The organism is Myxococcus sp. AM010 (assembly GCF_013372585.1).
Lineage (GTDB): Bacteria > Myxococcota > Myxococcia > Myxococcales > Myxococcaceae > Myxococcus > Myxococcus vastator.
On sequence record NZ_JABXEO010000026.1, the window covers coordinates 73459 to 87887 of the forward strand.

At 71.8% G+C, this 14429-nt stretch carries 8 protein-coding genes; 5 read left to right on the forward strand and 3 right to left on the reverse strand.

Going from position 1 to position 14429, the window contains the following annotated elements; genetic code table 11:
* Positions 1-80: 80 nt before the first annotated feature.
* The 3 genes from HV826_RS14935 to HV826_RS14945 are packed head-to-tail and all read left to right on the forward strand — an operon-like array spanning position 81 to position 6333.
* On the forward strand, positions 81-1544 hold the full coding sequence (locus HV826_RS14935; RefSeq protein WP_176417675.1) for an NADH-quinone oxidoreductase subunit F: 1464 nt from the start codon (positions 81-83) through the stop codon (positions 1542-1544).
* Positions 1532-4255, forward strand: coding sequence for a formate dehydrogenase subunit alpha (gene fdhF / locus HV826_RS14940; RefSeq protein ID WP_176417676.1), 2724 nt, complete (start codon positions 1532-1534; stop codon positions 4253-4255). Before HV826_RS14935 ends, fdhF begins: the two co-directional genes overlap by 13 nt.
* Positions 4256-4257: 2 nt before the next feature.
* Positions 4258-6333, forward strand: a complete 2076-nt coding sequence (locus tag HV826_RS14945; protein WP_368670926.1) for a PAS domain S-box protein — start codon at positions 4258-4260, stop codon at positions 6331-6333.
* Positions 6334-6345: 12 nt separating this feature from the next.
* Here the strand turns inward: HV826_RS14945 and HV826_RS14950 are convergent, their stop codons facing one another.
* Together HV826_RS14950 and HV826_RS14955 are read right to left on the reverse strand one after the other, a co-directional pair.
* Positions 6346-7788 carry a rhodanese-like domain-containing protein gene (locus tag HV826_RS14950; protein ID WP_176417684.1) on the reverse strand — a complete coding sequence of 481 codons (1443 nt, stop codon included), beginning with the start codon at positions 7786-7788 and terminating at the stop codon, positions 6346-6348.
* A 170-nt stretch (positions 7789-7958) separates the two neighbouring features.
* On the reverse strand, positions 7959-10499 hold the full coding sequence (locus HV826_RS14955) for a cation-transporting P-type ATPase (protein WP_176417678.1): 2541 nt from the start codon (positions 10497-10499) through the stop codon (positions 7959-7961).
* 264 nt (positions 10500-10763) lie between these two features.
* On the opposite strand from HV826_RS14955, the gene HV826_RS14960 reads away from it, so the two are divergent.
* Positions 10764-10910, forward strand: a complete 147-nt coding sequence (locus tag HV826_RS14960) for a hypothetical protein (RefSeq protein ID WP_176417679.1) — start codon at positions 10764-10766, stop codon at positions 10908-10910.
* 3 nt (positions 10911-10913) lie between these two features.
* On the opposite strand, the gene HV826_RS14965 is transcribed toward HV826_RS14960, so the two are convergent.
* Entirely contained in the window at positions 10914-12536 is a 1623-nt protein-coding gene (locus HV826_RS14965; protein ID WP_176417680.1) for an ELWxxDGT repeat protein, read from the reverse strand.
* A 302-nt stretch (positions 12537-12838) separates the two neighbouring features.
* Here HV826_RS14965 and HV826_RS14970 point away from each other — a divergent pair, with 302 nt between their 5' ends.
* Positions 12839-14296 (forward strand): ELWxxDGT repeat protein, encoded by a 1458-nt coding sequence (locus tag HV826_RS14970; RefSeq protein ID WP_255217228.1) that lies wholly within the window; start codon positions 12839-12841, stop codon positions 14294-14296.
* The last annotated feature ends 133 nt before the right edge of the window (positions 14297-14429 follow it).

The window sequence follows — 14429 nt, forward strand, 5'->3', positions numbered from 1 at the left end:
GAGAGCGGCCGGGCCTCCGCTCCCCTACCCTGCCCCGTGGCTCGCGGCCGCCATCGCGCGCCGCGCCGGGGGAGGCGAGCATGAGGACTGGAACGAGAACGCGCGAGCTCGAGTCCTTCTACCACCTGGGGCACGAGCCCCTGGGCGAGCGGGCCTGTCAGGGCACGGCCTGCTTCGTGGCGCGCCACCTCCAGCCGGAACGCTGGCGAAAGGCCCTCCAAGACGACACCCGCGTCTACTGCCTGGGCAGTTGCCATGTGGCCCCCGCCACCACCCGTGAGACGGCCCGCCCCACGGTGCGGGTGCGGGCGCCGCACGCCATCGCGCTCGAGCGAGTCATGACGGGCGGAGCACGTGCCCTGGCGGACTACACGCGCCAGGGCGGTTATGTGGCCCTGGCGCGGGCGCTGACCTCGACGCCGGAGGCGCTCGTGTCCCAAGTGGAGCGCTCCGGGCTGCGCGGCCGCGGAGGCGCGGGCTTCCCCACCGGCCGCAAGCTGCGCGCTGTGGCCGCCGCGCCTGGCGAGGAGAAGGACGTGGTGGCCAACGCGGATGAAGGTGACGCCGGCGCCTATATCGACCGCTACCTCCTGGAGGAGGACCCTCACGCCGTGCTGGAGGGGCTGCTGCTCGCGGCCTACGCGGTGGGCGCCCGCCGGGGCTTCGTCTACGTGCGCAAGGAGTACCCGCTGGCCGCGTGCGTCCTGCATGTGGCGCTGCACGAGGCGCACCGGGAGGGCCTGCTGGGCCACCACATCCTGGGCAGCAGCTTCTCCTGTGAAATCTCGCTGGAGGTGGGGCGCGGCAGCTACGTGTGTGGCGAGGAGACGGCGCTGCTCAACGCCCTGGAGGGGCGCCGGCCCTTCGTGCGCGCCCGGCCCCCCTACCCCGCCCAGGCGGGCCTCTTCGGCCGGCCCACCCTGGTGCAGAACGTGGAGACGCTCGTCAACCTCCCGTGGATTTCACGCCATGGCGGCGAAGCGTATGCGGCGCTGGGGATTGCCGGCAGTCAGGGGACGAAGGTGCTGTCGCTCAACTCCCTCTTCCACCGCCCGGGACTCTACGAGGTGGAGCTGGGTTTGCCGGTGCGCACCGTGGTGGAGGAGCTGGGCGGCGGCCTGCGCACCGGCCCGCTGAAGGGCGTCCTCATTGGAGGGCCGCTGGCGGGAGTCCTCCCCCCGCACCTGCTGGACTCGCCGCTGGGCTTCGAGGAGCTCAAGGCCGTGGGGGCGTCCGTTGGGCACGGCGGGGTCGTGGCCTTCGACACGCACACGTCCATCGCCGCGCTGGTGCACCACGTCTTCTCCTTCGGGGCCTACGAGTCGTGCGGCAAGTGCACCCCCTGCCGGCTGGGAGCCCGGCACATCGAGCAGCGCTTCGCACGCGTACTGGAGACGGGCCCGGTGCCCGGCGCGGACGGCTGGGAGGACGTCGTTGAGGCGCTGCGCCTCACCAGCCTGTGCGGGCACGGCACGGGGCTGGGGGAGTTCGCCCAGAGCGTGCTGCGCCACTACCGCGAGGAGGTGGAGGCATGCTTCACATAACCGTGGATGGGCAGCCGCGCGAGTGCGCGCCGGGCACCCTCCTGGCGGCCCTGGAGGCGCTGGGCGTCAGCGTCCCCGCGCTGTGCAACGACTCACGAATGGCCCCGGTGGGGGCCTGCCGCACCTGCATCGTCGAGGTGGAGGGCTGCGCGCGCCCGGTGGCCGCCTGCACCACGCCGCTGACGGAGGGAATGGTGGTGCACACGCGCACGCCCCTGGTGGAGGCGCAGCGGCGGGTGCTGCTGCGGCTCCTGGCCTCGGAGTACCCGGCCGAGGCCGTGGCGCGGCAGCCGGACAAGCCCTTCCACCGCGCGCTGCGCGAGTACGGCCTGGAGGGCGAGCCGCGAGGGACGCACCAAGCCGCGCTGCGGGACGACTCGCACCCCTACATCCACGTGGACATGTCCCAGTGCATCCACTGCTACCGCTGCGTCCGCATCTGCGACGAGGTGCAGGGGCAGTTCGTCTGGCGGGTGTGGAACCGGGGCGCCGGGACGCGCATCCTCCCGGATGGGCCCAACCTGCGGGAGAGCAGCTGCGTCTCCTGCGGCGCCTGCGTGGACACCTGCCCCACCGGCGCGCTGGAGGACCGGACGCTCCTGGACCAGGGCTGGCCCGAGACCTGGACGCGCACCACCTGCCCCTACTGTGGGGTGGGCTGCGAAATGGACGTGGGCACCCGCGGCGGGCGCATCGTCACCGTGCGGCCCTCGCGCGAGGGCCCTTCCAACCGGGGCCACCTGTGCTCCAAGGGCCGCTATGCCTTCGGCTTCGGCGAGGCGCCGGACCGAATCACCGTGCCGCTCTTGCGCGAGCACGGAGGCTGGCGCCGCGCCTCGTGGGATGAGGCGCTGGGCTTCATCGCCCAGCGGCTGCGGCACCTGCGGGCGGCGAGTGGGCCGGACGCGGTGGGCATGCTGGGCTCGGCGCGGGCCACCAACGAGGAGAACTACCTGGCGCAGAAGCTGGCCCGCGTGGTGCTTGGCACGAACAACGTGGACTGCTGCGCGCGCGTGTGCCACGCCCCCAGCGCCGCGGCGCTGGAGCGGATGCTGGGAATGGGCGCGGCCACCAACTCCTTCGAGGATGTCGAGCACGCGCGCACCCTGCTGGTGGCCGGCAGCAACACCACGGAGTGCCACCCCGTCGTCGGCGCCCGGCTGAAGCAGGCGGTGCTGCGCGGAGCGAAGCTCATCGTCATCGACTCGCGGCGCACCGAACTGGCGCGCTACGCGGACGTGCACCTCCAGCCCCGGGCGGGCACCGACGTGCCGCTGCTCAACGCGCTGGCCCACGTGGTGGTGGATGAGCGCCTGTGCGACGAGGACTTCCTGCGCGAGCGCGTGGAGGCGGTGGAGGACTTCCGGGCCTTCATCCTGGACTGGACGCCCGAGCGCGCCGCGGACCTATGCGGGGTGGACGCGGAGGCCATCCGTCAGGCGGCGCGGCTGTATGCCACGCACGGCCCATCCATGATGGTCCACGGGCTGGGCATGACGGAGCACGTCCAGGGCACGGAGTCCGTCATGACGCTCATCAACCTGGCACTGCTGACGGGGAACCTCGGCGGGCCGGGCACCGGCGTGAACCCGATGCGCGGGCAGAACAACGTGCAGGGCTCCGCGCACATGGGCTGCGAGCCGGGGCACCTGACGGGCTACGTCCCGCTGGAGTTGAACCGTGCGCGCTTCGAGGCGGCCTGGGGCACGCCCCTGTCGGCGGCGCCCGGCCTGGACCTGATGGAGATGATGGACGCGGCGCGCCAGGGGCGGCTCAAGGCGCTGTGGGCCTTCGGCTACGACGTGCTGCTCACCAATCCCGAAGCGCGCGCCACGCGCGAGGCGCTGGAGCGGCTGGAGTTGCTGGTGGTGCAGGACCTGTTCCTCAACGAAACGGCGCGGGCATGTGGCCACGTCTTCCTGCCCGCGTGCACGTCGTTCGAGAAGGACGGCACCTTCATGAATGGTGAGCGGCGCGTGCAGCGGGTGCGCCGGGCGCTGCCGCCCGTCGACGAGTCGTTGCCGGACTGGGAGATTCTCTGCCGCGCGGCGCGGGCCCTGGGGCACCCCGAGGGTTTTGCCTTCCAATCCCCGGAGGAAGTCTGGGACGAGGTGCGGCGGGTGTGGCCGGCGGGAGCGGGGCTTTCCTATGCGCGGCTGGACATGGGAGGCCTGCAGTGGCCCTGCCCCGACGAGGCGCACCCGGGCACACGGCTGCTGCACACACACCCATTCGCAAGCGGTTTCCGGGCGGCGCTGCGCCGCATTGACTCCCGGCCCGCGCCGGAGGCGCGCACGGACGACCATCCCTTCGTGCTGATGACGGGCCGGCGCCTGTACCAGTTCAACGCGGGGACGATGACGCTGCGCACCCCCCACGCGCTGCTGCAGCCCGGCGACTGGCTAGACATGGCCCCGGCGGACGCGGACCGGCTGGGGCTGGAGGATGGCGCGCGGGTGCGGGTGTGCAGTCGCCATGGCGCGGTGGAGCTGCCCATGCGCCGGGCCGAGGGCCTGCGCCCCGGCGAGCTCTTCACCACCTTCCACACCGCCGAGGTCTTCATCAACGCCGTCATCGGCCCGCAGCGGGACGAGTCCACCCACACGCCCGATTACAAGGTGACTGCCGTGCGGGTTGAGCGAGCCGGGAGGTTCCCACCGGCGTCCGGTGGGTCATGGGGCGCCCCCGAACCCGAGCGGCCGCTGGAGTGACCGTGCGAAGGGTGAAGGGGCGCCCTCGGCGCAACAGCGGGACCCGGCGCCAGTTGGAGCAGTCGCTCCGTCTGGCGGAGGCCCGGCTCGCCGGGCTCGTCTCCAGCAACGTCGACGCCATCATCTCCGTGGACACGGAGCAGCGCATCACCCACTTCAACGAGGGCGCGGAGCACATCTTCGGCTACTCCGCCCAGGAAGCCGTGGGCCAGCGCCTGGACCTGCTCCTCCCCGAGCGATACCAGCAGGTACACCGCACGCACGTGCGGCAGTTCGCGGCGGGCACCCGGGCCTCCCGGCTGATGGGAGAGCGGCGCGCCATCGTCGGCCAGCGCAAGGGCGGTGAGGAGTTCCCCGCGGAGGCCAGCATCTCGAAGGTGGAGGTAGATGGGACGACCCTGCTCACCGTCATCCTTCGCGACGTCTCCGCCCGAATGCGCGCGGAGGAGGTGCTCCGCAACAGCGAGGAGCGCTTCCGGACCGCGTTCGAGGATGCCCCCATCGGCATGGCCCTGGTCGGACTGGACGGCCGGTTCCTGAACGTGAACGGCTCCATGTGCGACATCGTCGGCTACCCGCCGGAGGAGCTCCTCACCCGAACCGTCCGGGACCTCACCTGGCCCGAGGACCTGGAGCTGGACGTGGTGAACGCACAGCGGCTGCTCGATGGAGACGTTCGTTCCTTCCAGCGGGAGAAGCGCTACCTCCACAAGCAGGGCCACCTCGTGAGCGTGTTGCTGACCAGCTCACTGGTGCGTGACGCCCAGGGGAGGCCGCTCCACTTCATCGCGCAGGTCCAGGACATCTCCGAGCGCAAGCAGCTCGAGCAGGCCCTGCGCTTCCTGGCGGAGGCGGGGCCCCAGCTCGCCCGTTTCCTGGAGCCCCGGGCGACACTCGCCACCGTGACCCGGCTCGCCGTCCCGGCGCTGGCGGACTGGTGCGTGGTCGACCTGCTGGATGACAACGGACAGCTCACTGCGGTGGAGTGCCTGGCGGCCTCGCCGGAGAAGTCCCGGCTGTTGCACGAGCTGCTCACCACCTATCCGCATGACCCGTCACGCCAGGGAGACATCGTCGCCGGAGTCCTCCGGACGGGCCGGCCCGTCCTCCTCCCACCGTCCCCAGCCAGGGCGTTCGAGGCGGCGGCCGAGGACGACCGCCACCTGGAGCTGCTGCGCCGCCTCGCGCCGGTCTCGGGGCTCGTCGTTCCCCTGCGCGCCCGGGAGCGCGTCCTGGGCGCAATCATCCTCTGGACCTCCGAGTCGGGGCGCCACTACGGGGCCCGTGACCTGGCCCTGGCCGAGGAGCTCGCCAGTCGCGCCGCGCTCGCCATCGACAATGCCCGGCTCCACGAGAAGTCCGCGCAGGCGACCCGCCTTCGCGACGAGGTCCTGCGCATCGTCGCCCATGATCTCCGCACCCCCCTGAACGTCATCGCCCTGAGCGCGGGGACGCTCCTGAAGCGCACGCCCGAGCAGCGGGCCACCGACACCCGGCCGCTCGAGTCCATCCGGAAGGCGGTGGACCGCGCGAACAGGCTCATCCAGGACCTGCTGGACGTCGCCAGGCTGGACGCCGGCCACCTGCCGATGGAGCGCGGCCCGCTGGAGACCGGGGCGCTCGTCCGGGAGGCCGTCGACCTGCACCGCGCGCTCGCGGAGGCCCGCGCCATCCAGCTCACGGCGGACGTCCCGCAAGCCTCCCCTCCCGTCCTCGCCGACCATGGCCGGGTGCTACAGATCTTCTCGAACCTGCTGGGCAACGCCCTCAAGTTCACGCCCGAGGGCGGACGGATCTCTGTCCGGGCCGTGCCCGAGGGGCGCATGATGCGCTTCTCCGTGAGGGACACGGGGTGCGGGATTCCCACGGAGCATCAGCCTCACCTCTTCGAGGCCTTCTGGCAGGCCCGCGCGGGGAGCAAGGACGGCGCCGGTCTGGGGCTCGCCATCGTCAAGGGGCTCGTCGATGCCCACGGCGGCCGTGTCTGGGTGGAGAGCCAGCCGGGCGTGGGGAGCACCTTCTCCTTCACGCTCCCCACGTTGCCGCGGGCCGGCCAGCAGCTCACGCACCACGCGTGAGCCGCGCCGGGCTCACCGCGGCGGCGGCGCGGGCTCCGCCGTCTCCGGGGCCTCGGGTGGACTGGCCCCGCCCGGAGGAGGCGGACCTTCCCGCACCGGCAACTCCAACCGCCTCCACGCCGTCATGCCCCCGAGCAGATTCGAGACGCGCGCGAAGCCATGGCTCAGCAGGATGCTCACGGCGAGCCCGGCCCGGTGGCCCACGCTGCACGTCACCGCCACCGGGAGGTCCGGGCGCAGGCCCAGCCGGGGGAGGCGCTCCTCCAGCTCCCCGACGTAGACATGGCGCGCATCCGGGATGTGGCCCTGCTCGAACTCGGACAGCTCGCGCACGTCCAGCGTCTGGAAGTCCTCGGCCTGGGCGAAGAGCTCCTCGGGCGTCAGCGTGCCTCCGCGCGCGACGGGCAGGCCGGCGTTGCGCCATGCGCTGAAGCCTCCGGAGAGGACCCCCTCCACCTCGTCGAGGCCGACGCGGGCCAGCGCCAGCACCGCCTCCCCCGGGTCGGCGAGCTCCGGCAGGACGAGGAACAGCGGTGTGAAGGGCCGCGCCACCACCTGGCCTCCGAACACGGCCAGCCCCTTCAACCAGACATTCAGCGAGCCGGCGATGTGGCCCGCCGCGAAGGCCTCGGGTTCGCGGGCGTCCAGGACGACGCCGCACTGGAGCGCTCGCTGGAAGCCGCTCGGGGACAGGAAGGGGATGGCCGCGGACTCAGGGGAGAGGGGGATGCCGCCGCGCAGGTTCACCTCCTCCATGCGCGAGAAGTACGACGGCCGGGGCAGCCGCTCTCGCACCTTGTGCTGGATGAAGTCGCCGCGCGTAAGGGTGAAGACGGGGTTGTGGTGGCGCTCGAAGCCGAGCGTCGTCGGCTCCCGGTCGGCGATGTCGCCGCCGCACACCGAGCCGGCGCCGTGCGCGGGGAGGACGAGCGCCTGGTCTCCCAGGGGCAGCACCTTCTGGTGGAGGGCGTCGTAGAGGCGCGCGGCGTTCTCGGGTGTGCGCTCCGGGTCCTCCAGGTCGGTGCGCCCGGTCGCCCCGGCGAAGAGCGCGTCGCCGGTGAAGACGCCCCAGGCCAGCGCGTGGTGGGCATCAAGGTAGACCGCCCAGCTCGTGCTCTCCGGCGTGTGGCCCGGCGTGTGGAGGGTCACCAGGGTCAGGCCGCCCAGGTGCAACCGCTCGTGCTCACCCACCTGCATGCCTGCATGACCGGTGATGGGGTGCTTGCCCGCCACCACCTGGGCGTCCGTGAGGCGAGCAAGCTCCGCGGTGCCCTGGACGAAGTCCTCCTGGCGGTGCGTCTGCAGCACATAGCGCAGGCGCAAGCCCTGGCTCCGGAGCACGTCGAGGTACACCCCGACGTCACGTCGCGGATCCACCACGAGCGCCTCACCCTCGCTGCCTAGGACATAGGAGACGTGGGCGAGCCCCGCGGTCTTGATGGCCTGGAAGTACATGGACACGGCCCTCCCTGGCTGAGAGTAGGAGCTCGCCCCGGGGTTGGGGAGCGCGGGCGAGCCAGGGTGCTGCCCGCCTGGGCCCTCTGGAGCCCAGCGCCCATGCGCCTGCCCCTTCACGCTGGACCCCGAAGGCCGGCACCTGCCGGAGCCGCCAGGAGGATGACGCGTCAGGCCGCTCCGCGCCGGACCTGCCCGTGGAGGGGCGGAGCCGCGGCCTCTGCTCGCGGCGCATGCGCCTTGGTGGCGCCGCGCCAGCGCGCGAGCACCAGGGGCAGCGAAGCCACCGCCACGCCGGCGGCGACGCGCGCCCAGTCGTCCACATCCAGCGGGCGCAGCATCAGCAGGTGCGCCAGGGCCGGCACCTGGATGAGGAGCAGCGACACGCCGGTCGTCAACGCGCAGACCCAGCGCGCCGTGCGCGTCCGCAGGCCCGTGAGCACGGCCGCGAACACGGCGCTCGCGAGCGTGAGCGAGGCCACCGCCGCCGCGCGTCCATGCTCGACGTCGCTCCCCGCGCCCAGGCTCCGGTCGTAGCTCCACACCAGCCCCACGGTCATCAAGCCCCCCACCAGCGCGAGCAGGCTCCAGTCCCCCGCCGAGAAGAAGCGCGCGGCACCCCGGCGTCTCACGGGCGCCAGGCGCCCCGAGCGCGCCGCGGCCTGGAAGGCCAGCATCGCCGTGGGATGGATGATGAGCTCCAGCCAGACGATGTGGACGGGCAGGTACAGGAGCGGGTAGCCCGCCAGGGGCACCAGCGCCGCCGTCACCACCAGCGGGATGTGGATGAGCAGCAGGTAGAGAAAGCAGGCCTGGAGGTTGCGGAAGAGCTGGCGGCCCTCGGCGATGGCCCGCACCAGCGTGCCGAAGTCATCGTCCAACAGGACGATGGAGGCCACCTCACGCGCGCTGCGAGTCCCCCGCTCCCCCATGGCGATGCCCACGTCCGCCGCCTGGAGCGCCGGCACATCGTTCACGCCATCCCCCGTGGCCGCTACCACCTCCCCTCGCCGCTGGAGCGCCGCCACCAGCGCGTACTTCTGCGCTGGCACCGCGCGGGCCACCACGTCCACGTCCGGCACGGCGACGCCCTCGTTCAGCCGGGCCTCCAGCGCCTCGCCGGTGAGCACCCGGGGCCGCGCGCCACCGAGCCCCAACTGGCGAGCCACCGCCAGGGCCGTCGCAGGGTGATCACCCGTCACCATCACCGTTCGCAGTCCGGCCTCCTCGCACTCCCGCACCGCCTCCCGCACGCCCGGGCGCACCGGGTCCTCGAAGGCCACGAGCCCCAGGAATTGAAACCCCCGGTCCGGCTCACCGCCTCGCCAGGAGGCGGAGTCGAGCGGCTGGCTCGCGCAGGCGATGACCTTGCGCCCGTCGGCCGCGAGCGCCGACACGCGCCGCGCCCAGTCCATGCGCGCGTCGGCCTCCAGCGCGCAGAGGTCCACGACCCGCTCCGGCGCGCCCTTCACGGCGGCCAGCAAGCGCCCCTCCACGTCGTCCACCACCGCCGTCTCACGTCGGCGCTCCTCGGTGAAGGGGAAGGTGGCCTGGGCGCTCGGGCGGACCACGCCGGGCCGTGCGCGCGCGGCCTCTTCGAGCAGCGCGGCGTCGAGCGGATCCCTCCCCTCCTCACGCGACGCGAGCGCCGCGGTCCACAGCAGCGCGTCGGCCTGGACGCCCGGTGCCGGCAGCACGCGCGTCACCCGCAGGCGGCCCTCTGTCAGCGTGCCCGTCTTGTCCGAGCAGATGCAGGTGACCCGGCCGATGTTCTCCACGGAGACCGAGCGCCGCACCAGGGCCTGCCTCCGGGCCAGCCGGTACACGCCCGCGCCGAGGAAGAAGGTGAAGGCCACCGGAAACTCCTCGGGCAGTGCCGCCACCGCGAGCGTGACCGCGCTCAGCAGCGCATCCATCCACCCGAAGCCCTGGCGCCAGCGCACGAACGCGAGCACCGCGCACATCACCGCGGCCACGCCCATCAGCACCGCCACCAGGTGGGCCACGGCCTGCTGAAGCGGCGTGCGCGCGTGTGCGCCCTGCGTGGCCGAGCGCACGATGCTCCCGTAGAGCGTCTCCCGCCCGGTGAAGACGATGCGCACCCAGGCCGTCCCCGTCAGCAGCCTCGTTCCGGCGAGCCCCCAATGCGAGCCCTCCACCGCCGGCTCGTCTCCCGAAGGGAGGCGGGACAGGGGCCGCTTGCGCACGGGCAGCGCTTCGCCGGTGAGTGAAGACTCCTCGGCTTGCAGGCCCTCTCCACGGAGGACCACCCCGTCCGCGGGGAAGTGCTCGCCAGCACGCACGCGCGCCAGGTCACCCACGACCAGCTCGTCCGCGGGCACCACCTGTTCATGCCCCGCGCGCAGCACGGTGGCGCGCGCGGCCAGCCGGCTCCGCAGGCCGGCGGTAGAGGCGCGCGTCCGACGATGCAGGAACGCGTCCATGCCGAGCAGCGGGACGATGGCCAGCAGCAACACCAGGCCTTCGGTCCGCGCTCCCAGCACGAAATAGAGCCCGCTCGTTCCCACGAGGAACCAGAGCATCGGGTCTCCGGCGGTCTCTCGCAGAACGTGGAGCCACGAGCGATGGGGCCGTGCCAGCACGTCATTGCGCCCGTAGCGAGCCCGCCGCTCGCTCACCTCGTCCATGTCGAGGCCGCGAGCATCGTCCAGCGGCGCGGGAAGGCGCCGGATGGGGACAGGGATTCGCATGACCGCCGCTCCAGGACGAAGCTGGAGGTCAGGGCGGGGGATGGCAACCCAGCGCCCAGGGCTTGCTTCCCCGGGTGTGGCACGGACCCTCCGTGTCCGGCGGCAACATGCCGGGCGCCTGACAGCCAACCCTCTCCCAGGCACTGCTGGCGTGGTGGCGCCTCGCGTCCAGCTTACGCCCCTTGAAAGGAAGGTGGCCCAGGACTGGGTGCGCGGCACCGGCGAGGAGCTGTGGCGGAGCGACGGCACGCGGTGGGGACGAGGATGTTGCAGGAGCTGGTCCCGGGCGTGAAGGGCTCCGTGCCCTTCCCCCGGTACTTCATCCGCTCCGGCCGGAACGTCTTCTTCCTCGCTGATGACCTGGCCACGGGCGAGGAGTGGTGGGGCGTCCCCGCGCGCGAGCTGGACTGAGCTTCAGCGCAACAGGACCTCCGAGGGTTGGAGTTCCGCCTCCGTCAGCGCCTTCGCCTCCTGGTAGCAGGCGCTGACGTCGTGGTTGCCCTTGAAGCCGCACGAATCCTGGAGCGTGAGATCCCAGAGTTCGGTACCGCTGTCCGGGTGGAAGGCGACGAAGAAGACGCGCTCGCCCACGCGCGTGAAGCCGAACGGAGAGGAGCTCACCGCACCCGGCGCTATGTCCTGCAGCAGCCGTGTCCCGCGGACCGTCCCATCTGTCACGAACAGCTCCGTGCCCGTCCCTTCCCCATTTGCCGGAAAGAAGACGAGGCCCTCCACCGCGAACAGCTCGGTGATGAACTCATCGGACAGGCTCAGCGGCCGGTACAGCAGCTTCGTGCCGGACCCCGTCCCGTCGCTCACCCAGAGCTGGACGTCGCGCGGGGCGGGCCCCGTGCTGGTGAAGGCAACGGTCAAGAAGACCTGCTGGCCCGTGGTCGCGGAAGCCGTGATGTAGGGCTCGGCGTCCGGCATGCCGGCGTAGGGGTTGGGAATGGTCCTGATGCGCTTCGGGTCATCATCCCCCACCTTCACCCTGTATAGCGCCAGCGTGGAGCTGGACGCATCGTACGTCGTGAAGAACAAGGAGCCCCGCGCCTCCTGGAGGATGGTCGGAAAGGAGCTGACGGGACCGCGCTCGAGGTCCTTGACGAGCTCCGTGCAGGAGCGCGAGCCATTGGTCATCCACAGCTCCTCCCCATGGTCCGGGTCCGTGGCGACGAAATAGACGAAGTCACCCGCGGCACGCAGCTCTCGCGGGTTCGAGCTCGTCGGCCCCGGGGAGATGTCCTTCAACAGCTTCGTGCCAGAGCGGGAGCCGTCGGAGCGCCACAGCTCGTTCCCGTGCTGCGGGTCCGCGAGCGGGAAGAAGAGCAGGTCATCCACCACGGCGACCTGGAAGCCCACGGAGGAGCCCGGCCCGAAGTCCCGGACCCGCACCGTCCCCCTCGCGGTGCCGTCCGACGTCCACAGCTCGGTCCGCCCCGGAGTCTCCGGCGTCTCAGGCAACCTGCGGAAGAAGAACAGCGTCTTTCCAACCGCAGTGAGGTTCTCCAGCCGTGAACTCGCGGGTCCCGGCGTGAGGTCCTCCACCAGCCGTGTCCCGCCCCGCGTCCCGTCGGACACCCAGAGCTCGGTGCCATGATCCGAATCGCCCACGACGAAGAAGAGCCTGTTGCCTACAGGGGTCAGGCCGAACAGGAGGTTGGTGCTGCCATCCGGGCGCAGGGCCGGGAACGACTCGACGTCATCCGTACCCGCCCGGGAGCCGTCGCTCCGCCATAGTTCCTTGGGCCCCTCATCGAAGTTCACGGCGAAGTAGAGCTTGCCGCGAAAGCTCACGCGGCTCTCTGGGTACGGGCTCACAGTCCAAGGCTGTTCGCCGGGGAAGATGTCCTCGACGAGCCGCGCCCGCCCTGGCGTCGGGCGCGCCCATTGAGCAGCCAGCGCCCCTTCCCCCGAATCGGGAAGGCTCAGCTCTTCCATGATGGGCTCGCCCGTGAACGGGGCCTCGTCCGGAGGCGACGCGCCACAACCCACCACCATCGCGCAAGACAGCACCACGCCACGCAACGCCCTCATCTTCCACCTCCACCGCCGGCCCACAGCCGACCCGCAAGGACCCGAGCAGCTACCCACCCCACAGCGTGCCGAAGTCAGGCTTCCCTTCCCGCGCCATGTGCGTGCCCCTCGGTCTGAGACAGCGCCAAGGTCGCGCTTCCCCGCGCGCGCGCCATCTACCCGAAGAGGCAGCCTGCGCCGCGGGTGGCGAGGACTGTCTCGCGGGCGGCGGTGCCCGCGACTGCCGCGCAGGTGGGGAACGCGCCCTCCGTCCCCAGAATGCCGCTCCACCCGGCCCCTGCCGCGCCTTCAAGGAGCAACCGATGATGAAGCCCTTGCGTCCCTTTCCGGTGCTGCTGGCCCTCCTGGCCGGCTGCGCCCCGACGGTGGACGACGAGCCTGGCCCTTCCGGGGAAGACCCCGGGTTGTCAGCGCTGGCCCGGCGCGAGTGGGCACCGTGTGGTTCCACGCCCAGCAGGCTCAGGGACCTCGGCGCCACGAGCGTCTACGTCTACGACCTGGTCCACGGGGAGGGCGTCCTCTTCTTCGCCGCGAACGATGGCGTCCATGGCACCGAGCTCTGGAAGAGCAGCGGCACGGGAGGCGCCGGGACTGTCATGGTGAGGGATATCGCGCGGGGGATGGAGAGCTCGGGGCCCACGGAGCTGACCATGGTGGGGGACCAGCTCTTCTTTCTCGCGGATGACGACGTGCGAGGCCGCGCCCTGTGGGCGAGCGATGGCTCCGAGGCGGGCACGTACCTGGTGAAGCGAGTGCTCCCCATCGACGCCAGCTTCGGTGAGGGCCAGACGCTGGTGGCCTACAAGGACCGGATCTACTTCTCCACCGTGGTCCCCGATGGCACGGATGGGTACGAGCTGTGGACGAGCGATGGCACCGAGGCGGGCACCTTCATGGTGGAGGATACCGCCCCCGGCCAGGCCAGCTCCTTCCCGCGCCGCTTCATCGTCCACGACGGGTTTCTCTACTTCGTCATCAGCATGGAGGATGAGAACTGGCTGGTGCGCAGTGACGGCGGGCCGGGCTTCACCCCCTTGCTCAAGGTGCCCGACGACTCGCTCAACGACGAGGCGCGAATCTTCCGCATGAAGTCGGTGGGCCGGAAGCTCTTCTTCCTGGTGGACGTCAACGACGGCGAGGCCAGCCTCTACGTCACGGAGGGCACTGCCTCCAGCACGCGCCCGCTCCGCTTCTTTCCGGGGCGCTACCCCCACGACCTGGTGGCGCTCCACGGCAAGCTGTACTTCAGCGCCGGCTCGGGGCTGCCCGAGGGAGAGGAGCTGTGGGTGAGCGACGGAACGCCAGAGGGCACGCGGCGGGTGAAGGACCTCCGCCCAGGCGCCACGGGTTCGGAGCCCGCCTCCCTGGCGGTGAGCGGAGGGCGTCTCTACTTCGCCGCGGATGATGGCTTGCACGGACGCGAGCTGTGGGTGAGCGACGGCACGGCCTCCGGGACGCGGCTCTTCAGGGACATCGTGCCCGGAGCCAAGGGGTCCTCCCCCGAGAACGTGACGGCCCTCCAGGACTGGCTGTTCTTCAGCGCGACGACGCCGGGACGTGGGGCCGAGCCATGGGTGAGTGACGGCACGGCCTCCGGCACGCGGGCGCTCGGCGAGGTGGCGCCAGGCCCGGCCTCATCTTCGCCGCGCGACTTCATCCGCTCCGGCTGGGACGTGTTCTTCACCGCCGAGCAAAGCACCGGGCGCGAGCTGTATGCCCTGCCCTTCCGTCCCGAGGAGCACTGCGCGCGGGCGCGCTAGCGCGAGCCGCCCGCACGCTGCTCACCCGTGAGCAGCCGCGCCAGACGCCCGGGCCCGTGGCCAACGCGCAGGGCACACCCACCTTGGCGGGCACCATGCCCCCTCCCTCCTCTCCCCCTCCCGCGGGTTCGCC